Genomic DNA, 23,454 nt, shown 5'->3' on the forward strand with positions numbered 1-23,454 from the left:
AGTCGTCGCTCCGGGCTTGCCCCGGAGTCCATTGCAGGCGGCTCAGAGGCTTGTTAAAAGATACCGGCTCGAGGGCCGGTATGACGGCAACATCATTCCCTGGTGGTGCCCGCTTCTAAATATTTCGCCATTTCCTCTTCGGGGACCATGCCGCCGCCGGTGGACCACACCAGGTGGTGGGCCCGGGCCAGCCGCGCCGGGGTCAGTCCCATGCGCTCCCGGTAGCCCTGGTCTTCGCTTTCCACCCGCCACGGGCCGGGCATGCCGGCCAGGGCCGAGGGCTCGAGACGAATGCCTTCCTCTTGCGCCAGCAGGCCGAGCAGGCTCAGCATCTGTTCATCGGGCAGGGTGTAAAAGCCGTCCAGCAGCGGCGCCATCACCCGGCCCACAAAACCGGAAGGCCGGCCCACCGCCAGGCCGTCGGCGGCGGTGCGGTTGTCAATGCCCAGGTCCTGCACCGCAATGGCGTCGTGCAGGCCGGTGTAGACGCCCAGCAGCATGCAGGGGGAGTGGGTGGGCTCGGCAAACACGCAGTGCACCGCATCGCCAAAGGCCAGTTTCAGGCCAAAGGCCACGCCGCCGGGACCGCCTCCCACCCCGCAGGGCAGGTAAACGAACAGCGGATGTTCCCGGTCCACGCGAATGCCCTGCTGCTCCAGCTGGGCTTTCAGCCGCTGGCCGGCCACGGCGTAACCGAGAAACAGCTGCACCGAGTTTTCGTCATCCACAAAATGGCAGTAAGGATCGCTCAGGGCCTCGGCCCGGCCTTCGGCCACCGCCACCGAGTAATCGCTCTGGTACTCCACCACCTTCACACCGTGGCGGCGCAGCAGCGCCTTTTTCCACTCCCGGGCATCCGCCGACATGTGCACGCTGACCTTAAAGCCCAGTCTGGCGCTGATAATGCCGATGGACAGGCCCAGGTTGCCGGTGGAGCCCACGGCCACCGAGTAACGGCCAAAGAAATCGCGAAATGCGTCGCTGTCGAGCCGGGCGTAGTCGTCGTTCAGGTGCAGCAGTCCGGCCTTGAGCGCCAGTTTTTCGGCATGGTGCAGCACCTCGTAAATGCCGCCCCGGGCCTTGATGGAGCCGGACACCGGCAGCAGATCGTCCCGTTTCAGCAGCAGGGTGCCGGCCAGGGGCTGGCCATGGCGCCGATCCAGCGCTTGCTGCATGGCGGGAATGGCCTGCAGCGGGGACTCAATAATGCCGTCAAGCGCGCGGGTATCGGGAAACACGGCCCGAAACCAGGCGGCGAAGCGACCCAGCCGTTCGGCGGCGTCGGCCACATCGTCGGCGGTCAGGCCGACCCCCGCCAGTGCCCGCTCCAGCGGCTGACGCTCCGGGTTGAACCAGGTGACCGGTTTCAATGCCATCAGCGGGTTCAGCAGCGGGTAGCCGCGAACGAGTTTATCGATGGCGCTTTGGGAATAATGAGGATGTGAATGCATTAAAAGGCGTCCTGAATACAAGCTGGTGCCAGTATAACAGCCTGCACTAACGAACAAAGAGGATTGCCGGCATTCTCTTTGCCTCTCTCACACTTCTAATTACGTCTCCGTCTTCGCGGACATGACGGGTGTTTTTTCCGTGAAGGTACCGGGACTCCGGCAATAAAAAAGGGCACCGTTCATCGGTGCCCTTCGGCTGAATACGTGCCTGAGCAATCAGTCTGTTTTCTGCCGGGAAAAGTACTCCCTGGTCAGGCGGAACACCACCGGGCTCAGCAGCGCCAGGGCGATCAGGTTGGGGATGGCCATCATCGCATTCAGGGTGTCGGCCAGCAGCCAGATAAACTCCAGCGACTGGGTGGCGCCAATGGGCAGGGCCAGCACCCAGGCAATGCGAAAGGGCACAATGGCCTTGACCCCGAACAGGAACTGCACACACTTCTCGCCGTAGAAGCTCCAGCCCAGAATGGTGGTAAAGGCAAAAATCGCCAGCGCCACCGAAACAATGTATTCCCCGCCGGGAATGGCCAGGGAGAAGGCCAGGGTGGTGAGCGAGGCGCCGGCTTCACCGCTGGTCCAGCTGCCGGTCACGATAATGGCCAGGCCGGTAATGGAGCAGACGATAATGGTATCGATAAAGGTGCCGAGCATGGCAATCAGGCCCTGGCGCACCGGGTTGTCGGTTTTGGCGGCGGCGTGGGCGATGGGCGCGCTGCCCAGGCCCGCTTCGTTGGAAAACACGCCTCGGGCCACCCCAAAGCGAATGGCGGCCCACACGGCGGCGCCGGCAAAGCCGCCCTGAGCGGCGATGGGGGTAAAGGCATGCTCAATGATCAGGGCAACGGCGGCGGGCACGGCGTCCAGGTTAACGGCCAGCACCGCGATACCGGCGGCGAAGTAGGAGACCGTCATCAGTGGCACCAGTTTGCCCGCTACTTCCGAGATCCAGCGAATGCCTCCGATCAGCACCAGCCCCACCAGCACCATCAGCACCACGCCGGTGGTGATGTGGGAAATGCCAAAGGAAGAGTCGAGGGCGTCGGCCACCGAGTTGGCCTGCACGGTATTGCCAATGCCAAAGCCGGCAAAACCGCCGAAAATGGCAAAGGCCACCCCCAGCCAGGCCCACTTTGAGCCGAGGCCGTTGCGAATGTAGTACATGGGGCCACCTACATGGTTGCCCAGTTTGTCGGTTTCCCGGTATTTCACCGCGCATACCGCTTCGGCGTATTTGGTGGCCATGCCCACCAGGGCGGTCATCCACATCCAGAACAGGGCGCCCGGGCCACCGAAGAAGATGGCGGTAGCCACACCGGCAATGTTACCGGTACCAATGGTGGCCGACAGGGCCGTCATCAGGGCGTTGAAGGGAGAAATTTCGCCGGCGCCGGCTTCGGTTTTGCTGAACAGCAGTTTAAAACCGGTGCCCAGCTTGCGAATGGGCATCAGTCCCAGACCCAGTTGCAGGTACAGGCCCAGGCCGAGAATGCCCACCAGCATGGGCACGCCCCAGACAACGCCGTTGATTGAAGTTAACAGTGAGGTAAGTAGTTCCATCTATGCCGCTCCCGAGTAAAAAGCAGGTGGGTGAAAACCGTCAGTTGAAGATTAGCCCCATTCAGGTCAATAGCATAATGAGTTAATGTTTCAGTTGAAATTAAAAGTAACAGGCCACGGCCTGGCGCAGCGCCGAGACCACGCTTTTCTGCCCGGCATAGCCGAGCTCCCTGGCCAGTTGCGCCGGCTCCGCCCCTTGCACCAGCGCCGCCTGCACCAGCGTCTGTTGCTGCCCGGTGAGAGGCCGCTGCGGCGGATGGCGTTCCACAAAACGGCGCAAGGCCGGCCGGTCGGCATACAGATCCCGGTGGTAACAGGCAAAGTCGCGGGCCCGTTGCCGGTCCCGCCCGTCATCAACCAGCGGCGCAGGCAGGGGCAGGCCGTTGGGGGCGGGGCGCCCTTCCGAAGCCAGGTCGGCGCTGAACAGCCTTTGCCACAGGGGCAGCAGGGCCCTGGCCCGGTCGCTGGCCGGCCACAGCATCATGGCCGCAGGCAGGCCGCTGACGGCATCGGCGGCCTGCCCCATGCGCACCAGCCGAAAACCGTTGCCATGCCAGAAGGCCAGCAGCTCGGCGCTGGCGCCAAAGCTGGTGCCAAGAAAGTCGGTGCTGAGCTCTTGCTTGAGCCAGCCCAGCAGTTGCGAGCCAATGCCCGCCTGCTGGCAGGCCGGATGCACCACAATGCGCATGATGCGCTGATAACCCAGCCCGCAGGCCTCGCCCAGGCCACCATGAAAGGCCAGCGACTGGGGCAGCAAATGCCCGCGGGGGCGGCGCTGGCCCCGCCATATGTGCTCGGCCAGGACAGCGTCCAGCTCGCCTTCCCGCAGCAGCAGGGCCGCCGCCACCGGCACGTCCCGGCGCCATGCCAGCGCCAGTGACACCCCGGGGGCGTCCAGCAACTGGCGCAGATCGCCGGGGCGGGTCTGGTAATGGGCCAGGGTAAGCAGGCCGAACACCTGTTGCAGCAAAACGTCGTCCGCCAGCAGACGGGCACGCTCAACCCAGGCCATGCGCAGCGTGCCGGTGGCAGGCGGCGTGGGAGCATCGGCATTGAGGGCCAGCAGCCGGAACAGCAGGGGTTCAAGCGGATCGTCGGGGCTCCAGCGGGCCGGGGTGTCGATGTGCACCTTGAAAAAACCGGGATAAAGCGCCGCCAGCGCCGGCTGAAACTTGAGGGCAAAGCCCAGGCCGGTGCCCTCATAACCGTGCTCGGTGCTGGCGAACAGACAGCAGTAGCGGCGGGCCAGGGTCAGCAGCATGGGCACCGGAATGGCGGCGGCTTCATCCACCAGCAGCACATCGGCCCGAGGACGCTGTGCCAGCAGGGCATCGGGTGCGACAAAGGGCAGGGGGCGGTTGCAGCGGGCCTGGACCTGAGCGGCGGCTCCCGGGCTGGGGGCGGTGAGCAGTACCCGTTTGCCGGCGCCCAGCAGCCGCTCCGCCGTCAGCCCCAGCAGGCTGGACTTGCCCCGGCCCCGGTCGGCGGTCAGCACCAGAGGGCGGTGAGTACGGGCGCTGTGCAGCAACCGGGCCAGGGCATGGCGCTGCTGGCCGTTCAGACACCCGCGGGCGTCGGCGCGCAGCCGCCACGGTGGGCCGGACGGCACCGGCGGCGGTAAAAATGTCTCGCCCTGCTGCCAGAGCAGGACGTGAGGATCGGTGCGCAGCAGCGACACGAGCCGCGCAACAAACGGGCTGGTCAGCCCCTCGGCCTGCTCCGGCAGGGCCACGTAACGGCGCAGATCCGGATCCGCAAAGGTGGGCCAGTGCTCCAGGGGCGGGCACAGCAGCAGCAGCACACCGCCGGCGGCCAGGGCCCCCCCGGCGGCGCCCAGGGCATCGGGGTGCAGGCCGCTGTAGGCGTTAAACACCAGATTGCGGTATTCCCGCCCCAGTGCGGTGTGATATTTGCCCATGGGGCAGTGGCTGACATCGGCCGGGGCATCGCCCAGCCAGAGGGTGGTTGAGGCCGGATCACCGGCCAGCAGCCGCTGTGCCCGGGCCTGGGTCCAGTCTGCGCTGCCGGCCAGCACCAGCAGGCGGCGTTCGCCAAGGTGAAGCAGACACCGGCGAAAGCCGGGCCAGTCAGTCAAACAGGCGCTCACCGTTTTCATCGATCAGCCGCCTGGCTTTGCTGACCATCAGCTCGGCGGCCTGCTCGGCCGTGGGCAGCAGATCGGCGCGGATCAGCCGGTATTCCCGTGGCGCGTCCTGCCGGTGGTGCACGATGCGCCCCTGCAGCCGGAACTGGCCGCCCTCGGCCCCCGGCTCGGGAATGATGTAAAAGCCCTTGTATTCCACCGGCTCAAAGCGGGTGCCGGCGGGGGCGGAGGAAGCAAACAGATTTTTCAGCCAGGTGAACATGGTGGTTACTTCTTCACCCGCAGGATCACGTCGTCGGCGGCGGTGACGATGCCGCTTTGCCGGATGAGCTCCTTGACCTCGTCCATATTGGAAATGACGATGGGAGTAAGAGTGGACTTGGCCTTTTGCTCCAGCAGGGCCAGATCGAATTCCAGCACGGTATCGCCCTTTTTCACCTGCTGGCCTTCCTGGGCCACGCGGGTAAAGCCTTCGCCCTTGAGCTCGACGGTGTCGATGCCGAAATGCACGAACAGCTCCAGGCCGGAGTCGGATTCAATGGAAAAGGCGTGGTTGGTTTCAAAAATCTTGCCGATGGTGCCGTCGCAGGGAGCCACCATTTTATTGCCGCTGGGCTTGATGGCGATGCCGTCGCCCACGATTTTTTCGGCAAACACCACGTCCGGTACTTCTTCAAGGGGCACGATTTCACCGGACAGGGGCGCGAACACTTCTATGAGGTTGGCTTCATTGGTATCGTCTGACACCATTTTTTTCAGTTTATCGAACAGACCCATCGTCTCAGCTCCTGAAGGATTCAGTTGATGATGATAGCACGGCGTGAAAGCAGGTAAACAGCCATGGCGCGGGGGATATCACCATCAAAAAAGGCGCCTTGCGGCGCCTTTTGGTGGCTGCGGATTACTGTTGCAGCTCCTGCTCGGTAAAGATGCCCTGGAACAGGGCGGTACTCAGGTAACGTTCACCGGAGCTCGGCAGGATCACGACAATGTTCTTGTCGGCAAACTCGGGCAGCGCGGCAATGCGGTTGGCGGCCACCACGGCGGCGCCGGAGCTGATGCCGGCCAGAATGCCTTCGTCCTTCATCAGGCGACGGGCCATGTCGATGGCTTCCTCGCTGCTGATCTGCTCCACCCGGTCGATCAGAGACAGATCCAGGTTGCCGGGAATAAAGCCGGCGCCAATGCCCTGAATTTTATGCGGGCCGGGCTTGATTTCCTCACCGGCCAGGGCCTGGCTGATCACCGGCGACTCCACCGGCTCCACCGCCACGGTGGTGATGGCCTTGCCCTGAGTGTGCTTGATGTAGCGGGACACGCCGGTCAGGGTGCCGCCGGTGCCCACCCCGGCTACAAACACGTCCACCTCGCCGTCGGTGTCTTCCCAGATTTCGGGGCCGGTGGTCTTTTCGTGGATCTCCGGGTTGGCCGGGTTGTTGAACTGCTGCAGCAGCACGTATTTTTCCGGCTCGGCTTCTTTCAGTTCCATCGCCTTTTCAATGGCCCCCTTCATGCCCTTGGCGCCGTCGGTCAGTACCAGGTTGGCGCCCAGGGCCTTGAGCAGCTGGCGACGTTCCAGGCTCATGGTATTGGGCATGGTCAGGGTGATGGGATAGCCACGGGACGCCGCCACAAAGGCCAGGGCAATGCCGGTGTTGCCGCTGGTGGGCTCAATAAGCTCCTTGCCGGCCACCAGCTCGCCACGCTTTTCGGCATCCCAGATCATGTTGGCGCCAATGCGGCACTTGACACTGAAGCTGGGGTTGCGGCTTTCCACCTTGGCAAACACGCGGCCCTTGGTGACCCGGTTCAGCTTGACCAGAGGTGTGCGGCCAATGGTGAGAGAGTTGTCTTCAAAAATCTTGCTCATTGTGGCTGTCCCTGATGTAAATAAACATGAAAGATGGAATACAGTGTTAGCTTAATCCTTCCTGCGGGAATGAGAAGTGACGATTTGTTATAACAATATGTTATTAAATGATAAAATCATATTCCTTAAACCCCATTACCTGATTGCCGCCTGAAACCCTGTGACTCGGGTCACGGTTTGTTTTTCGCCATTACCGGTGTTTTTGAACGCGGCCTTGTCTTACAGTCATAAAAAAATCACAGCATGGCCGGTTTGTCCGGTCATGATACATAACGGAATATTCGGAACCGCGCTGATGAAAAGAACCCTTGTCATAAGCTGGTTGTGGGGCCTGTGGCTGCTGAGCTTTGCCACCCTGGCCGCCGGCTGGCAGCAAGTTCCCCAGGCTCGCCTGCAACTGCACCAGCTGGGGCTGGAGCTGGCCCTGGCCGACGTGCACCCGGAGCTGACCCGGCGCTGGCAGCTGGCGGTGTCGGCCGACACCGCCTCCGAAGCGGCAGACGATCAGTTGTGGCTGGGGCTGGCCGCCTTCTGGCGCCAGTGGGCCACCCTGGACTTTGAACAGCGCCAGTACCTGAACACCGGCAAATTGTCGCTGGTTTCCACCGACGAGGAGCGGTCACGGCTTGCCGCCGCCGTGAGCGGCGACGACCGGCTGGCGCTGGTGCGCGAGCTGATGCCCGGCTATGGCGATTACCCCGCCCTCAAGGCGCAACTGGCCCGGCTGCTGGCCCTGGCCGACGCGCCCTGGCCCGCCATAGCCGGCGCCACCCTCAGGCCGGGGCAGCGTGGCGAGGCGGTGGTCAGTTTGCGCCGGCGGCTGCAGCAGCTGGGCGACATGGACGCCGGCACCGAGCCTGACGATCCCGCCCTGTTCGACCAGACCCTGGCTGCGGCGGTGGCGGCCTTTCAGCATCGTCATGGCCTGACGGTGGACGGCGTGGTTGGCCCCCACACTTATGGCTGGCTCGATCTGCCGCCCCGGCGCCGGGCCCAGTTGCTGATGCGCAGCATGTTGCGCACCCTGATCGGCGACAGCCTGCCGGCGTCCTACCTGCTGGTGAACATTCCCGAATACCGTTTGCGGCTGTATCAGGACAGGGTACAGGTGCTGGAGAGCGAGGTGATCGTGGGCCGCGACAGCCGGCGCACGCCCATTATGCACAGCGCCATTACCAACGTGGTGGTCAACCCGCCCTGGAATGTGCCCCGCTCCATTATGACCAAGGACATAGTGCCCCGGCTGTACCGGGATCCGGGTTACATTGCCCGCGAGGGCTTTGAGGTGATCGACAGTGCCGGCCGGGTGGTGCCCACGGAAGAGTGGCAATACGTGCTTTACATGGAGAACCGCTTTCCGTTTCGTCTGCGGCAAAAACCCGGCAGCAACAACGCCCTGGGGGCCTGGAAGTTCCACCTGCCCAACAACGACGCCATTTATCTGCACGACACCCCCTCCCGGGGGCTGTTTGCCCGTGACAGCCGGGCGCTCAGCTCCGGCTGCGTGCGGGTGGCCAATGCCGAGCAACTGGCGTTGTGGTTGCTGAGCACTACCTGGAGTCCTGAGCGGCTGGCGGCACTCAAGGCGGCCAAGCGCACCAAGTGGCTTCCGGTGAGCGAGCCGCTGCCGGTGTTTATGGTGTACTGGCGCGGCTGGCTGGGAGCCGATGGCCTGCCCCGGTTTCGCGACGATATCTACGACTTCGACAAGGATCTGGCGGATCCCTTTGCAGCACTGCACCGGCAAAGCTGAACAAACAGGCTAATACTCGAGCGGGTCCTTATAACCAATGGTTGTTGATCCACCGGCTTGTTCCGGGTTAGCTTTCGCTCACTTTTAGCTTTGAACAAGGCCGGAATCACTCCGCGGTGACCCGGCTTTTCAGTGGTTTACCGTTTCGTGGAGGTTGTATGCTGAAACGCCATCTGGGTCGTCGTCGTTTTCTGCTGGGACTGGGAGGGCTGGGCGCCGCCGCCCTGATGCCGAAGCCGGCCGAGGCCAGTTTGTCGGCGCCGGTGCGCAAGCTCAGCCTGCATAACCTGCATACCGGTGAAAAGGTCAGCGCCAGCTTCTGGGAGGAAGGCCAGTATCTGGATGAGGGCCTGGCGTCGTTCAACCGGGTGATGCGCGATTTTCGCAGCAATGAGGTGTATCGCATCGACCCGAAACTGTTTGATCAGCTGTTTTTGCTGCAGCACCGTCTGGGCAAACAGGGCGAAATTCAGATCATCTCCGGTTACCGCTCACCGGCCACCAACGCCATGCTGCGCCGCAACAGCTCGGGGGTGGCCAAGAAAAGCTATCACATGAAGGGGCAGGCCATTGACTTGCGCATGCCCGGTGTTGAGCTGGCCCATCTGCGCCAGGCCGCCCGCAAGCTGGCGGTGGGCGGGGTGGGCTATTACCCCGGCTCCAATTTTGTTCACCTGGACACGGGCCCGGTGCGCAGCTGGTAAAAGTGATCCACCCACAGCGCGGTGGCGCCGCACACGGCCACCGGCATGACCAGCAGGTTGATAAAGGGCAGGCTGGAGCAGAGGGTGACGCTGGCGCCAAAGCCCCAGGTCAGCCGGCGCTTGGTGCCCAGCTCCCGCTGCATGAGGGTGAAGTCGATCTTGTGGTTGTCGAACGGGTAATCGCAATACTGAATGGCCATCATCCAGGCGCTGAAGGCAAACCACACCAGGGGCGCCAGGGTCTGACCCACCACCGGCACCAGAAACAGCAGCAGGCAGCCCAGCGCCCGGGGCAGATAATAGGCCAGCTTGCGCCACTCCCGGCCGAGCATGCGCGGGGTATCCTTGATTAAATCCAGCCAGCCGCTGTCGGGCACCGGGGTGCCGGTGAGCTTGAGCTCGACCCGCTCCGCCAGCAGGCCGTTGAAGGGCGCCGCCAGCATGTTGGCAAAGCCGGTGAACACAAACGAAAACACCACCGCTATGCTCACCAGCGCCAGCGGCCACAGCAGGTAGCCAAGCCAGTGCAGGTAGTCTGGGGTCTGCCCTGCCAGCCAGGCGAACAGCAGCTCCAGCCGGGTAAACAGATAATAGAAGGCGCCCCCAAACAGCAGCAGGTTGATAAGCAGCGGCACCAGCACAAAGGGACGCAAGTCCCGCTCGCTGATAAGCGACAACCCCTTCATCAGATATTGCGGCCCGCTGGCGCTGTGATAACTGGCAGACATGACACCCTCATTTCCTGAAACGAAGCGCACATTCTAAATAAGCCCTTGCCCGACCGCTACCGTCGCGCGAAACCGGCTGTCGCAGGGCATTTGCCCGGCAAGAAGGGGCCTGAGCGGGCAAAGCGCATGATTTTGTGTCACCAGTGCCCGCCAGACTCTTGTCAAACCCGAATGGTAAACATACCCTTGTCGCAGTATTCGGGATAACCCCTATGGATTGCGCCGGTGCCAGCGGCTCGGCCGGCAAACAAAACAGAGAAACGATAATGCAGGACTTGCGAATTATCTTGATTATTCTGGGCGCCATGGCCATTGCCGCCCTGCTGATCCATGGACTGTGGACCAGCAAGAAGGAGCGCCAGCCTTCCATGCGCAACAAACCCATGGGCAAGGTGGCGTCGGAGCCGGCCGCGAATAACGATTTTGATCAGGACGGCATTGGCCGGGTGCGGGTGGTCAGTGGCCGCAAGGCGGCCGAGCCCGTGGCCGACAGCCGGCGCGCCGAGCCCCGCTTTTCCGCCCTGGATGACGACGAAGACGAAATTCAGCCTGCCCGCCCTGCACTCAAGCCGCAGCCCGCCAGACCGGCCCCGGCCGTGCAGGCAACGGAGCAGGTGCCGGAAGACGAGTTTGACCCGCTGTTTGACGAGCCGGAGCGCCCGTTTGCCCATGTTGAGCCTGTCAGCCCCCGGGGGGCGGCGGAGCGCGAGCCGGAGCCCGCGGCGGCGCCCGCGCCGGAAAGCCAGCCCGAGGTGGTGGCCCAAGCCGCTCCGGTGGCCGAGCCCGCACCGCAACCCAGGCCCGAGCCGGCCCTGCGCGAGGTGCCGCGCACCTGGCAGGATGTGTATGTGATCAACCTGATGGCCCGGCCCAACCAGCAGATTGAGGGCGCCGCCCTGATGCGCGCACTTACCGTCAACGGCTTTCATTTTGGCGAGATGGACATATTCCATCATCACCAGACGCCGGCCGGGCAGGGCAGTGTGCTGTTCAGCCTGATCAACATGGTCAAGCCCGGTACCTTCAATCCCGAGGCCATGAGCAGCTTCAGCACACCGGGTGTGTCCATTTTCATGCAGCTGCCGCCTCCGGGCATGGCCAAGAACCAGTTCAACCTGATGGTGCAGACCGCCGAAAACCTGGCGGAAGAGCTGGACGCCCTGCTGTTTGATGTGGAGCGTTCGCCCATCAGCCCCGACTATCTGGCCCACTGTCGTGAGCAGCTGCGCGACTACGACAGTCAGGCCGAGTAACCCCCACACATGTGCAAGTCAAAGTGCGGCGCCGGCCGCACTTTTTGTTTAAGCGGAACCCATTCATGAACGACGCCCACGCCCGCCTGCTCGCCCTGCGCCAGCAACTCAACACCTGGAACCATCAATATTACGTGGAAGACGCACCCACCGTGCCCGACGCGGAGTACGACCGCTGCATGCGCGAGCTGCTGGCGCTTGAAAGCGAGCATCCCGAATGGCAGGACGCGGCTTCTCCCAGCCAGAGGGTAGGCGGCGCGCCGGTTGCGGCGTTTCCCGAGGTGCAGCATGCCCTGCCCATGCTGTCACTGGACAACGTGTTCAGCGAAGAGGAGCTGGCCGCTTTTGAAAAGCGCATTCTCGACCGTCTGGGCCGCACCGAGCCGCTGGCATTTTGCTGCGAGCCCAAGCTCGACGGCCTGGCGGTAAGTCTGGTGTATGAGCAGGGCCGGCTGGTGCAGGCCGCCACCCGGGGCGACGGCAGCACCGGCGAGGGCATTACCGAAAACGTGCGCACCATTCGTGCCGTGCCGCTCATGCTGCGCGGCGAAGGCTGGCCCGCGCGGCTGGAAGTGCGTGGCGAGGTCTATATGCCCAAATCCGGCTTTGAACGCATGAACGAGCGCGCCCGGGCCGAAGGCGGCAAGGTGTTCGCCAACCCGCGCAACGCCGCCGCCGGCAGCCTGCGCCAGCTCGACTCCCGCATTACCGCCAGCCGGCCTCTGGCCTTTTACTGCTACGGCGTGGGTTTTGTAGAGGGCGAGCCCCTGGGCGAGCGCCACTTTGATGTGCTGCAAACCCTCAAAAGCTGGGGCCTGCCGGTGAGCCCGGAGGTAAAACGGGTGAGTGGACGGGAAGGCTGTCAGGCTTATCACGACGATATTCTGGCGCGCCGGGATCGGTTGCCCTACGAAATCGACGGCGTGGTGTACAAGGTGGATGAGCTGGCGCTGCAGGCACAACTGGGCTTTGTGGCCCGGGCGCCGCGCTGGGCCACCGCCCACAAGTTTCCTGCTCAGGAAGAGCTGACCGAGCTGCTGAACGTGGAGTTTCAGGTGGGGCGCACCGGCGCCATCACCCCGGTGGCCAAGCTCAGGCCGGTGGCGGTGGCCGGGGTCACCGTATCCAACGCCACCCTGCACAACGCCGATGAAATTGCCCGGTTGGGGGTGATGGTGGGCGACACTGTGATCATTCGTCGCGCCGGCGATGTGATCCCCCAGGTGGTGGGCGTAGTCACCGAACGCCGCCCCGAGTCTGCACAAGCCATTGTATTTCCCGAACGCTGTCCGGTGTGTGATTCCGACATAGAGCGCATTGAAGGCGAAGCCGTGGCCCGCTGCACCGGGGGGCTGATTTGTGCCGCCCAGCGCAAGGAGGCGCTGCGCCACTTCGCCTCGCGCAAGGCGCTGGACATCGAAGGGCTGGGCACCAAACTGGTGGAACAGCTGGTGGATCAGGAACTGGTCAAGACCCCGGCAGACTTGTTTCATCTTTCCCAAAACACCTTGATGGGGCTGGAACGCATGGGGGAGAAGTCGGCCATCAAGCTGCTGGCGGCCTTGGACAAGGCCCGTACCACCACGCTGCCCCGTTTTCTCTATGCTTTGGGCATTCGCGAGGTGGGTGAGGCCACCGCCAACAACCTGGCCCGGCATTTTCTGGAGCTGGACGCGGTAATGAACGCCGAGGTGGAAAAACTGATTGAAGTGCCTGATGTGGGCGAGATCGTGGCCAAGCACATCTACTACTTCTTTCGCCAGCCCCACAACCGGGAAGTGGTGGATGCCCTGGTCAAACCCCGTGACGAAGGCGGCTGCGGCCTGACCTGGCCGGCGATGGAAGCCCCCAGGGCCGATGCCCAGCCGCTGGCGGGTCAGACCTTTGTGCTGACCGGCACCTTAAGCCGCATGCCGCGCAACGAGGCCAAGGCCGCGCTGCAGGCCTTGGGCGCCAAGGTGGCCGGCTCCGTCTCCGCCAAGACCAGCGTGCTGGTGGCCGGCGAAGCCGCCGGCTCCAAGCTCACCAAGGCCCAGGAGCTGGGTGTGACCATTATGGATGAAGACGGGCTGATTGCACTGCTGGAACAGCATGGAGTATGAAACGGGGAGACGGAAGACGAAAGGCGTGAGGGGGGAAGCGAGGAATGGATATGGAGTGCGGGCAGCTTGCCCGCATTTTGCCGCACAGCGGCAACCTGGACTTGCTGTAACCGCCGCTTCAGCCGGCAGGAAACGGAAGACATAAGCTGTATTGTCCGGCATCTTACGTCTTCCCGTCTTCCCGTCTTCCCGTCTTCCCGTCTTCCCGTTCCCCCCTCCCTCCCATCCTCACAAAATGCCTAAAGCTTTGCCAAATGAAGCCGATAGCCAGATCAGCAGGCGCGCAGTATGCGAAGAAAAGGCAAAGAAAAAGTGCAAAAAAGCACTAAAGAAGCTTAACCCTTCGCCGATAGCCTGAACAAGCAACGCCGGCAGAGCGCCGGAACAGAACTCATCACGGAGATTCGATTATGGCGATTACAGTTAATTCCAACGTTTCGGCCCTCACCGCCCAGCGCAACCTCAACAAATCCAGCAGTGCCCTGGCCACCTCCATGGAGCGGTTGTCTTCCGGCAGCCGCATCAACTCCGCCAAGGACGATGCCGCCGGCCTGCAAATCTCCAACCGCCTGAACTCCCAGATCAAAGGTCTGGGTGTGGCGATGAAAAACGCCAGCGACGGCATCTCCATGGCGCAAACCGCCGAAGGCGCCATGCAGGAATCCACCAATATTCTGCAGCGCATGCGGGATCTGGCGCTGCAGTCCGCCAACGGCTCCAACTCCGATGAAGACCGCGCCTCCATTCAGAAGGAAATCGGCCAGCTGCAGTCGGAACTCACCCGTATCGCCGACTCCACCTCTTTTGGTGGCCAGAAACTGCTGAACGGCGCCTTTGGCACCAAGTCGTTCCAGATTGGCGCCAACGCCAACGAATCCCAGAGCCTGGGCCTGTCGGATATTTCCGCTTCCGCCATTGGCCGCAAGTTCCAGAGCTTTGACAAAACCGCTGATCTCACCACCAAGGTGGCCGGTGGCACCGAAAGCGGCGCCGGCCAGGTGCTGGTGAAGGTGGGCGACAAGACCCATAACATTGCCCTGAATGCCGGCATGTCCGCCAAGGATGTGCAGGAAAAAATCAATAGCATTTCCGGCCTGAGTGATGTGAAGGTCAGCGGCGGTGAAGGTTCTGCGGAGCCTGTGCAGGCCACCATGAAGCTGGATAATATCAAGGTTAATTCAGGTGATACATTAACCCTTAAAATTGGTACCGGAAGCTCACAGCAAACAGTAAACCTTACTGGTACCGGCAATGCAGAAAATGATGCTGCCACCTTTAAGAGTGCCATTGAGACCGCAACAGCTAATGCAGGTTATGGTGTCACTGAAAAAGATGGTGAATTTACCTTTACCGGGCCTGAGGATGGTTCACAAATATCGATTGAGGTGAGTTCTGCCTCAACTTCATCGAATACACAGGCAGTTGTAAATGGTAATGCCTACGTTGGTGCTGCTGGTGGTATTTCTGCGACGACCGAAAAATCCACCAATGGTATTCCGGCTAGTACTACCCAGGCATCAATGGCGGTTGATTTGGGTGCTTTTGCCGCAGGCGGTGCTACTGGCGATATCGACCTGGAAATAGATGGCTATACGTTAACCCTGGATAAAGCTGCAGCGGTAGCAACGGCTAACGAAAAGCTGGCATGGAAACAACAAATTGAAGAAGCTGCAGACAAAGCCGGCTACACCATCAAGTACGATACAGCGAATACCACAGAAGATATCACTGCAGGTTTCTCTCTTATCGGAAAAGAAGATGGCTCCCAGGTTAATGCAGCAGTCACCGATGTCACTGGTGCAGGTAATGCATTTGATCTGAATGGAAGCACTTACGCAACGGGCGCCACCACAGCCGGCACCGAAGTCTCCACTGACGGCATTCAGGGCCTGGATACCATGGGGCAGGCGACCATGGAGTTAAGTGGTTTCCAGGCATTGGAAGCTGGGGACTCAATGACATTGACCATTGATGGCACTGATGTGCTGGTTGATGAGAAAATAACTTCTGCAGCTAACCTAGCTGATGCTATTAACAGCGTGATGAAAGATGCCGGTAAGGATATTACCGCTACCGCCAGCGATAATGGCAAGATTATGCTGACCGGTGCTGCCGATGGCAGTAACTTTGAGGTTAAAGTAGATCTAACTGCCACAGAAGCGACCGATGGCATTACAGTAGCTGGTCAGACTTTTGTAGGTAACGGAACCAAATCTGGCACTGTAGAAACCACTAATGGACGTCCGGCATCCGACTTTGTAATTGATTTCAGCAACGCCAAGCTGGATGACGGTATTGCCAGTGTGGCGGTGGGGGCCACCGAAAGCGACTTGGACTCTGGCACCATGGCCTTGGCCGAAGGCACCACCTTCAAGTCGGTGGCCAGCATTGATCTCAGCACCGCCGAAGGCGCCAACGAGGCCGTTGAAATTCTGGACAAGGCCCTGGCCTCCATCGACGATCAGCGCGCCAGCCTGGGTGCCTTCCAGAACCGCATGAACAGCACTATCAACAACCTGGCCAGCATTCAGGAAAACGCCGCCGCCGGTATGAGCCGCATTATGGATGTGGACTTTGCCCAGGAAACCGTCAACCTGACCAAGCAGCAGATCCTGCAGCAGGCCGGCACCTCCATTCTGGCCCAAGCCAAGCAGCTGCCCCAGGCGGCGCTGTCGCTGCTGGGTTAAGGAAGCAAGGCACTATCGTATGTTTACAAGGGGCGGCAACGCCCCTTTTGTGCAGTTTGTTGTCGTTCATTCAGACCCTAAAGCAAAATGGTCATGATGTGGGTTTTGCTTTATGGTCTTACCGCGCTCAAGGCTCATCACGGCCCAGCGCGCTTATCAAGGAGCCATGGTATGGACATTCCAGCCCCCACCAACCGGCAGCAAACCGCCGCCGAGGTAAGTACCCAGCCGCGCCAGGCGCCGGCCCCGTTAACCCCGGCCCAGGCCGAGGCCACGCAAACCAGGCAGGCGGTGCAGGCCGGCGCCGAGGCCGGTGAGGCCAATCTCTCTGCCGAGCAGTTGAAAGATATGGCCGGGCAGATGCAGGAGTTTATCGGCAGCTTTAACCGCAGCCTGCAGTTTCGGGTGGATGAAGACTCGGGCCGCAATGTGGTCACCGTGCTGGACGATCAGGGCGAAGTGATACGGCAAATTCCCAGCGAAGAGCTGCTGGATGTGATTACCCGCCTGGCCGAGGCCAGCGGCGGGCTGATCGACACCCGAGCCTGACAAACACGCGCGCCGATAACGACACGCGCCAGAAAGGAGACGCAACATGGGTGATCTCAAACTGCCCGGGGTGGGCTCGGGTTTTCCCATTCAGAGCTTTGTGGATGCCACCGTCAACGCCGAGCGCGGCCCCAAGGAGCAACTGCTTAACAAGCGGGCGGCCGACATTAACGTTAAGCTCTCGGCCTATGGCTCCCTTACCGGCGCGCTCGACGGCTTTAAAACCGCCCTCGGCAAGCTGGAGGGTAACGACGCCTTTCAGAAACGCTCCACCAGCTTCAGTGAAAGCGGCTTTGTTTCCGCCAAAGCCGGCAAAAATGCCGTGGCCGGCAGCTATACCCTGGTGGTGGAGCAACTGGCACAGGCCCACAAGGCGGGCAGCCAGGCCATCGACAAAAGCACCAAGCTGGGCGAGGGCAGCCTCAACATCAGCGTGGGAGATCAGTCCTTTGCCGTGACGGTGGAAAAAGACCAAAGCACCCTGTCCGGCATTGCCCAGGCTATCAACAGCGCCGAGAACAACAAGGGCGTAAAGGCCACTGTGGTGACCGATGACGCCGGCTCGCGGCTGGTGCTGTTTTCCGAAAAAACCGGCACCGACCACCAGATTGGCCTCACCGTCAGCGAAGGCACCCCGGGCGGCCTGTCGCAACTGCTGGATGCGGACGGCAAGCTCACCGAGGTGCAGGCGGCCAAAAACGCCGAGCTCACCATAGACGGCGCCCGGGTTACCAGCCAGAGCAACGAAATAAAAGACGCCATCGCCGGCGTGACCCTGACCCTGGACAAGGCCAATACCACCGAAAAGCCCGACACCCGGCTGACCATTGGTTACGACAAAAAGGCGGTGGAAACCAACATCAAGAGCCTGGTGGATGCCTTTAACAAGGTGGCCAGCACGGTGGGCTCGCTCACCAGTTACGACGCCGATGCCGGTAAGGCGTCGCCGCTGAATGGCGACACCAGCACCCGCAATTTAATGTCGCAGTTAAGGCGCATGATGAGCGCCCCGCTGGCAGGCGCCCAACCGCCGGTGCAGAGCCTGGCGGATCTGGGCATTACCACCAACAAGGACGGCAGCCTGGAGCTGGACAGCGAGCAGTTGCAGCAACAGCTGGATGACAACTTTGAACAGGTTGGTCTGCTTCTTGCTGGCGACAAGGGCCTTACCGGTCAGTTAAAGGGCCTGGCCGACGATTTTGTGGGCAAGGAAGGGGTCATCACTCAAAAGGGTGAAACGCTCAGCCAGCAAATGAAAAAGCTGGAAAAAGAGAAGGCGTCGTTCGACGAATACATGGAGCAGTACGAGGCGCGGGTGTACAAGCAGTTTTCCGCCATGGACATGGTGGTGTCGCAAATGAACCAGCAGCTCAGCTCGGTGATCAGCGCCTTTGAAAACATGCCCGACTTTTATGGCAGCAAGAAATGAGTCTTACCGAACAACTGGAAACCCTGGATGCCGGGCTGCTGGCTCGCTTTGGCGCGCCGGAGCAGCTGGATGGCGAACAGCTGCAGGAACTGCTGGCCGAGCGGGCACGCCTGCTGGCGCTGCTGCTGGAGCAGGAAATGCTCAGCCCCGGGCAGGTCAATGCATTAATGGCGCGTTCCGAGCAGCTTAAACAGCAGGCCGAACACACTCGTCAACGGCTGGCCGAGCAACTGGCTGGCATGCAAAAGGGCCGCCGTTCGGTGGGGGCCTATCAAAAAATCAAACATCAGGAGTAAGCGATGCGTGGCTCACTTAAAGCCTATAAATCGGTGGCGGTCACCAGCCAGAAGGACGTGGCCAGCCCCTATAAAATGGTGCAAATGCTGCTGGCCGGTGCCCTGGAGCGGCTGGCCCGGGCTCGGAGCGCCATGGAGCAAAATCAGCCCGCTCAAAAGGGCGAGCTGATCGGCGCGGCCCTGGCCATTGTGGCCGAGCTGCAGGCGGCGCTGGATGTGGAAGCTGGTGGTGACATTGCCGCCAACCTCGACAATCTCTACGATTTTGCCGCCCGCGAGCTGATGCTGGCCAACAGCGAAAACAGTGCAGTCCGGCTGGAGAACGCCGCTGGTGTGCTGCGGGAAATCAAAGCCGCCTGGGATGCCATTCCGGCCGAACAGCAGGAAGTACCGGCCTGAGCCCATGGGGCGGCCGCAGGCCGCCCGTTATCACCGCCGCGTTCAAAGCACGAAAATAGTTACAAACGTCAGAAATATGCCACAACCGCTCGCCATTTAATCATTGATTGCTCAATGATTGTTCTTTAATTGATTCTGATCAATTCCACGCCGAGAATCCGTCTTTTTCGTTCGCCAACTTTTGACACCCATGTCAGAATGTCGTCTTGCCTTGAAATGAAAGGCTCGTTTGAAACTGCTATGGTGTAATGCTCTCGTTTCTGCAGGAATGAATGTGCGAGAGACGCTTACTCTTGAAAAGACTAACGAGGAAATTCTCCATTATGAGCTTTAGCGGCCGCATTCTGATCATGGATCACGACCAGGAACGTCGAACAAGGCTGGAAGCTATTCTCTCTTTTATGCAGGTCGAGTGGCGCAGTGGCAGCCGTGCCAGTGATCTGGCCTGGCTGCAGGAGCAGGCTCATACCATAACGGTATTGCTGGGCGACATTAACGCACCCTTGCACGAACTGCCAGAGCAGTTTGCGCATCATGTGTTTATCAGTCTGCAGCCCCTTCGCAGCTCGGCGCCCAATTTGCTGGGCACCCTGAGTGAACTGACCTACGACGAACTTACCCGCCTGCTGGGGCAGGCCGAGCAGTGGCGCCCGGCGGCGCAAAGCCTGCAGCATGAGCAGTGCCTGAAAGAGCTGCTGGTGGGAGAAAGCACGGCCATGCAGTCGGTTAAGGGGCTGATCCAGCAGGTGGCCGACAAGCAGGCTAATGTGCTGCTGCTGGGGGAGTCCGGCACCGGCAAGGAAGTGATCGCCCGCGCCATTCATTTGCTGTCGCAGCAGGCGAAAGGTCCCTTTGTGCCCATTAACTGCGGCGCCATTCCGGCGGATTTGCTGGAAAGCGAGCTGTTCGGTCACGAAAAGGGCGCCTTTACCGGCGCGGTGTCGGCGCGCAAGGGCCGTTTTGAACTGGCCGATGGCGGCACTCTGTTTCTGGATGAAATCGGCGACATGCCCCTGCCCATGCAGGTAAAGCTGCTGCGGGTGTTGCAGGAGCGCAGCTTTGAGCGGGTGGGGGGCACCCGTCCCATCAAGGCCAATGTGCGCATCATTGCCGCCACCCACCGGGATCTGGAAGCCATGATCCAGGAGCAGCGTTTTCGCGAAGATCTCTACTACCGGCTGAACGTGTTTCCCATTACCGCCCCGCCGCTGCGCGAGCGCCGCGACGACATTGCCCTGCTGCTGAGGGAGCTGGTGGCACGCCACCGCAACGAGCACAAGGTGGATCTCGACTTTTCGCCGGCGGCCATTCAAACCCTGCAGGGCTACCGCTGGCCCGGTAACGTGCGCGAACTGTCGAACCTGGTGGAGCGCATGATGATCCTGTGCCCCGGACAGCAGGTGCAGCCGGCCGATTTGCCGGAAAAATACCGGGGTGACCATGTGCCCGAGTCCTTTGATGACATGGACGAGCAGGCGGCGCTGGCATCCATTTTTTCCGACGAACCCGTTGAGTTCGACGACGCAGGCACCACCTTCTTTGACTTTGAACCGGAAGACGAAGTACCGGTGCTCAATGGCGAACTGCACATTCCCGACATCACCGCCGAAGGCGTTAACCTCAAGGAAATGCTGGCCAATATCGAGGTGGAGATGATTGGCAGGGCGCTGGACGCCCACGACGGCGTGGTGGCCCGGGCCGCCGAGCATCTGGGCATGCGCCGCACCACTCTGGTGGAGAAAATGAAAAAATACGGCATCGGGCGCGATTGAACAATTTGCGAGTGGCACGCATTTTGAATCATCGCTGCCATGAGCACATTCACACCCACTCAATCCGCCCCCCATGCCTCCTGGCTTGCCCTGCTGGGCCCGGCACGTCTTGAAGAGGTGCTTCACACCCTGCCCGGTGGCCTGCTGTGGGTGGATGGCCAGGGCGTGGTCAGCCGGGCCAACGCCGCCGCCCGGGCGCTGCTGGGCGAGCCTTTGCTCAATACTCCCTGGCTTGACGTGATCGCCCGGGCCTTTGCGCCCAGGCCCGATGATGGCCTGCAGGTGTCGCTGCACGACGGCCGCAGGGTGCAGCTGGCCATTTCCCATCTGCCCGGCCTGCCCGGTCAGCTGGTGCAACTGACCGATTTTACTCCCACCCGGGCCTGGGCCGAGCAGCAGGGCCACGCCGAGCGGCTGGCGGCCCTGGGGCGCATGGCGGCCACCCTGGCGCATCAGATCCGCACGCCCTTGTCGGCGGCCATGCTGTACGGCGCCAATCTGGCCAGCCCCGGGCTGGATCTTTCACAACGTCAGCGCTTTCAGCAGCGGCTGATGGACAGGCTCGGCGATATTGAGCGTCAAATAAGCGACATTCTGCTCTATGCCCGGCCCGATCAGGCGGCCCTGGCCGAGCCGCTGTGTGTGAACACCCTGCTGAATGCCGCCGTCGAGGCGGCGGCGCCCCTGCTGGCAGGCAAGGCCAGTCTTGAGTGCCGGGTGGAGCCCGGGCTCGAGGTGCTGGGCAACGGCAACAGCCTGCAGGGTATAGTGCTCAACCTGCTGGAAAACGCCGTCGAGGCCGGTGCCGATGCGTTGACCCTGGTTGCCGGGCGCGAAGGAGACTGGGCTCTTATCCGCCTTGCCGACAATGGCAAGGGCATGGATGAGGCTCTGCAAAAGCAGATCTTCACGCCCTTTTTCACCACCCGCAGCCAGGGCTCGGGGCTTGGGCTGGCGGCGGTGGCCTCGGTGTTGCGCGCCCATCAGGGCAGGGTGGAGGTCAGCTCGGCACCGGGGCGAGGCAGTTGTTTCAGCCTGTGGTTGCCACTGGCGGCCAACAAGGAGGCATGATGAACACCGATATTCTGGTTGTGGAAGACGACACCGGTCTGCAGCAGGCGCTGCAGGATACCCTGGAGCTGGCCGGCCTTGAGTGCACCTGTGTGGTCAGTGCCGAAGACGCCATGATTTATCTGCAACAGGCGCCGGTGCGTATGGTGATCACCGACGTGCAAATGGCCGGCATGAATGGCCTGGAGCTGCTCGGCTGGATAGGCGAGCGCCTGCCCGGGCTGCCGGTGCTGGTGATCACCGCCCACGCTCAGGTGGCGGGGGCGGTGGCCGCCATGCGTGCCGGTGCCGTGGATTATCTGGCCAAGCCCTTTACCCCCGATGCCCTGCTGGAGCGAGTGCGCCGTTATGTGCGTCCGGCGCTGCACAGCCATGAAGATCCCATTGCCGAAGACGCCGCCAGCCGCCAGTTGCTGCAACTGGCGGCCAGAGTGGCGGCCACCGATGCCAGCGTGATGATCTCGGGTCCCAGCGGCACCGGCAAGGAAGTGCTGGCGCGCTTCATTCACCGCCGTTCAAGCCGGGCCGACAAACCTTTTGTGGCCATCAACTGCGCGGCCATTCCCGACAACATGCTGGAAGCCACCCTGTTCGGCTATGAAAAGGGCGCCTTTACCGGCGCGGTGCAGGCCTGTGCCGGCAAGTTCGAGCTGGCCCAGGAAGGTACCCTGTTGCTGGACGAGATCACCGAAATGGACGTGGCGCTTCAGGCCAAGCTGCTGCGGGTGCTGCAGGAGCAGGAAGTGGAGCGGCTGGGCGGACGCAAAACCCTGAGGCTGAACGTGCGGGTGCTGGCCACCAGCAACCGGGATCTGCGTCAGGCGGTCAGTGAAGGCAGTTTCAGGGAAGATCTCTACTACCGGCTGAATGTGTTTCCGCTGGCGTGGCCGTCCCTGGCCGATCGCCCCGCCGACATTCTGCCCCTGGCCCGCTTTCTGCTGAACTGCCACGCTCGGGCGCAGGGCCGGCATGGTGTGGTGTTGTCTGCCGAGGCCGAATTCCGGTTGCAGGGCTGGCACTGGCCGGGCAATGTGCGCGAGCTGGATAACGTGATGCAGCGGGCGCTGATCCTGGCCGCCGGCACCGAGATAACGGCCGGCGACATTTTGCTGGACGACGGCAGCCCGGTTTCCGTGCCGGTGCCGGCCGCCACCGCTGCGGAGCTGGGAGAAGCGCTGGAAAACCAGGAGCACCGCATTATTCTGCAGGCGCTGCACAACAGCGGCGGCAGCCGGCGTGAAGTGGCGGAGCGGCTGGGCATCAGTCCGCGCACCCTGCGTTACAAGCTGGCGCGCATGCGCGAAGCGGGGATAAAGGTACCCGCCTGACGCTGAAAAGATGAACTGGCCCGGCCTTTGCATTAAGATGCGTGTTCGCATGAGTGTTTACTGATTGAGGAGCCAAATTGATGGAGATTAAAGCCGCCGCGCTGCTGGCCGAGATGCAGTCAATGCAGGGCGAGGCCCAAAACCTGGCCCCGGTGCAGGGCACCGGCCCTCGTCAGGACTTTGCCGAATTGCTGGGCCAGGCCGTAAACAAGGTCAATGGTCTGCAGCAAACCACCAACGAGCTGCGCACCCGCTTTGAGCTGGGCGACGAGTCGGTGGGCCTGGAGCAGGTGATGATCTCGGCCCAGAAGTCGAGCATCGCCTTTGAGGCCACCGTGCAGGTACGCAACAAGCTGGTGGATGCCTACAAGACCATCATGAACATGCCGGTGTAAGGAGCT

At 61.8% G+C, this 23,454-nt stretch carries 20 protein-coding genes; 13 read left to right on the forward strand and 7 right to left on the reverse strand.

Annotated features, from left to right (window positions below; all coding sequences use genetic code 11):
- Nucleotides 1–92: 92 nt before the first annotated feature.
- The 6 genes from dsdA to cysK all read right to left on the reverse strand — a co-directional run bounded on the left by dsdA (nucleotide 93) and on the right by cysK (nucleotide 6,982).
- Entirely contained in the window at nucleotides 93–1,451 is a 1,359-nt protein-coding gene (dsdA, locus tag PU634_RS03005) for a D-serine ammonia-lyase (protein WP_306762595.1), read from the reverse strand.
- A gap of 216 nt (nucleotides 1,452–1,667) precedes the next feature.
- Nucleotides 1,668–3,008 (reverse strand): alanine/glycine:cation symporter family protein, encoded by a 1,341-nt coding sequence (locus PU634_RS03010; RefSeq protein ID WP_306762596.1) that lies wholly within the window; start codon nucleotides 3,006–3,008, stop codon nucleotides 1,668–1,670.
- Nucleotides 3,009–3,108: 100 nt separating this feature from the next.
- On the reverse strand, nucleotides 3,109–5,103 hold the full coding sequence (locus PU634_RS03015; protein WP_306762597.1) for a tRNA(Met) cytidine acetyltransferase TmcA: 1,995 nt from the start codon (nucleotides 5,101–5,103) through the stop codon (nucleotides 3,109–3,111).
- A complete protein-coding gene (locus PU634_RS03020) occupies nucleotides 5,096–5,374 on the reverse strand; it encodes an HlyU family transcriptional regulator (RefSeq protein WP_306762598.1) in 279 nt (92 codons plus the stop codon). Before PU634_RS03020 ends, PU634_RS03015 begins: the two co-directional genes overlap by 8 nt.
- A gap of 5 nt (nucleotides 5,375–5,379) precedes the next feature.
- Entirely contained in the window at nucleotides 5,380–5,889 is a 510-nt protein-coding gene (crr, locus tag PU634_RS03025) for a PTS glucose transporter subunit IIA (RefSeq protein WP_306762599.1), read from the reverse strand.
- 124 nt (nucleotides 5,890–6,013) lie between these two features.
- On the reverse strand, nucleotides 6,014–6,982 hold the full coding sequence (gene cysK, locus PU634_RS03030; RefSeq protein ID WP_306762600.1) for a cysteine synthase A: 969 nt from the start codon (nucleotides 6,980–6,982) through the stop codon (nucleotides 6,014–6,016).
- Between the two features lie 295 nt (nucleotides 6,983–7,277).
- Between cysK and PU634_RS03035 the strand changes: the two genes are divergently transcribed.
- Complete coding sequence (locus tag PU634_RS03035; protein WP_306762601.1) at nucleotides 7,278–8,735, forward strand: L,D-transpeptidase family protein; 1,458 nt, start codon at nucleotides 7,278–7,280, stop codon at nucleotides 8,733–8,735.
- A 158-nt stretch (nucleotides 8,736–8,893) separates the two neighbouring features.
- Nucleotides 8,894–9,439: a peptidoglycan L,D-endopeptidase MepK gene (mepK, locus tag PU634_RS03040; RefSeq protein WP_306762602.1), complete on the forward strand. Its 546-nt coding sequence runs from the start codon at nucleotides 8,894–8,896 to the stop codon at nucleotides 9,437–9,439.
- Here mepK and cysZ read toward each other — a convergent pair.
- A complete protein-coding gene (cysZ, locus tag PU634_RS03045; protein WP_306762603.1) occupies nucleotides 9,406–10,167 on the reverse strand; it encodes a sulfate transporter CysZ in 762 nt (253 codons plus the stop codon). The two genes, mepK and cysZ, sit on opposite strands and share 34 nt — an antisense overlap.
- Before the next feature lie 266 nt (nucleotides 10,168–10,433).
- On the opposite strand from cysZ, the gene zipA reads away from it, so the two are divergent.
- The 11 genes from zipA to fliE all read left to right on the forward strand — a co-directional run bounded on the left by zipA (nucleotide 10,434) and on the right by fliE (nucleotide 23,448).
- On the forward strand, nucleotides 10,434–11,420 hold the full coding sequence (gene zipA / locus PU634_RS03050) for a cell division protein ZipA (protein WP_306762604.1): 987 nt from the start codon (nucleotides 10,434–10,436) through the stop codon (nucleotides 11,418–11,420).
- 65 nt (nucleotides 11,421–11,485) lie between these two features.
- Complete coding sequence (gene ligA, locus PU634_RS03055; protein WP_306762605.1) at nucleotides 11,486–13,522, forward strand: NAD-dependent DNA ligase LigA; 2,037 nt, start codon at nucleotides 11,486–11,488, stop codon at nucleotides 13,520–13,522.
- Nucleotides 13,523–13,932: 410 nt separating this feature from the next.
- Complete coding sequence (locus PU634_RS17220; RefSeq protein WP_371319618.1) at nucleotides 13,933–16,209, forward strand: flagellin N-terminal helical domain-containing protein; 2,277 nt, start codon at nucleotides 13,933–13,935, stop codon at nucleotides 16,207–16,209.
- 171 nt (nucleotides 16,210–16,380) lie between these two features.
- Nucleotides 16,381–16,758 carry a flagellar protein FlaG gene (locus PU634_RS03070; protein ID WP_306762606.1) on the forward strand — a complete coding sequence of 126 codons (378 nt, stop codon included), beginning with the start codon at nucleotides 16,381–16,383 and terminating at the stop codon, nucleotides 16,756–16,758.
- Nucleotides 16,759–16,804: 46 nt separating this feature from the next.
- Nucleotides 16,805–18,187, forward strand: a complete 1,383-nt coding sequence (gene fliD, locus PU634_RS03075; protein WP_306762607.1) for a flagellar filament capping protein FliD — start codon at nucleotides 16,805–16,807, stop codon at nucleotides 18,185–18,187.
- A complete protein-coding gene (locus PU634_RS03080) occupies nucleotides 18,184–18,483 on the forward strand; it encodes a hypothetical protein (RefSeq protein ID WP_306762608.1) in 300 nt (99 codons plus the stop codon). Before fliD ends, PU634_RS03080 begins: the two co-directional genes overlap by 4 nt.
- 3 nt (nucleotides 18,484–18,486) lie before the next feature.
- A complete protein-coding gene (gene fliS, locus PU634_RS03085) occupies nucleotides 18,487–18,882 on the forward strand; it encodes a flagellar export chaperone FliS (protein WP_306762609.1) in 396 nt (131 codons plus the stop codon).
- A 323-nt stretch (nucleotides 18,883–19,205) separates the two neighbouring features.
- Complete coding sequence (locus tag PU634_RS03090) at nucleotides 19,206–20,654, forward strand: sigma-54 dependent transcriptional regulator (RefSeq protein ID WP_306762610.1); 1,449 nt, start codon at nucleotides 19,206–19,208, stop codon at nucleotides 20,652–20,654.
- 30 nt (nucleotides 20,655–20,684) lie between these two features.
- Complete coding sequence (locus PU634_RS03095; protein WP_371319633.1) at nucleotides 20,685–21,725, forward strand: sensor histidine kinase; 1,041 nt, start codon at nucleotides 20,685–20,687, stop codon at nucleotides 21,723–21,725.
- Entirely contained in the window at nucleotides 21,722–23,053 is a 1,332-nt protein-coding gene (locus PU634_RS03100) for a sigma-54-dependent transcriptional regulator (protein ID WP_371319619.1), read from the forward strand. The genes PU634_RS03095 and PU634_RS03100 overlap by 4 nt, the downstream gene beginning before the upstream one ends.
- Nucleotides 23,054–23,133: 80 nt before the next feature.
- Nucleotides 23,134–23,448, forward strand: a complete 315-nt coding sequence (gene fliE / locus PU634_RS03105) for a flagellar hook-basal body complex protein FliE (RefSeq protein WP_306762613.1) — start codon at nucleotides 23,134–23,136, stop codon at nucleotides 23,446–23,448.
- Nucleotides 23,449–23,454: the final 6 nt, after the last annotated feature.

It is taken from the genome of Oceanimonas pelagia (assembly GCF_030849025.1).
GTDB lineage: Bacteria > Pseudomonadota > Gammaproteobacteria > Enterobacterales > Aeromonadaceae > Oceanimonas > Oceanimonas pelagia.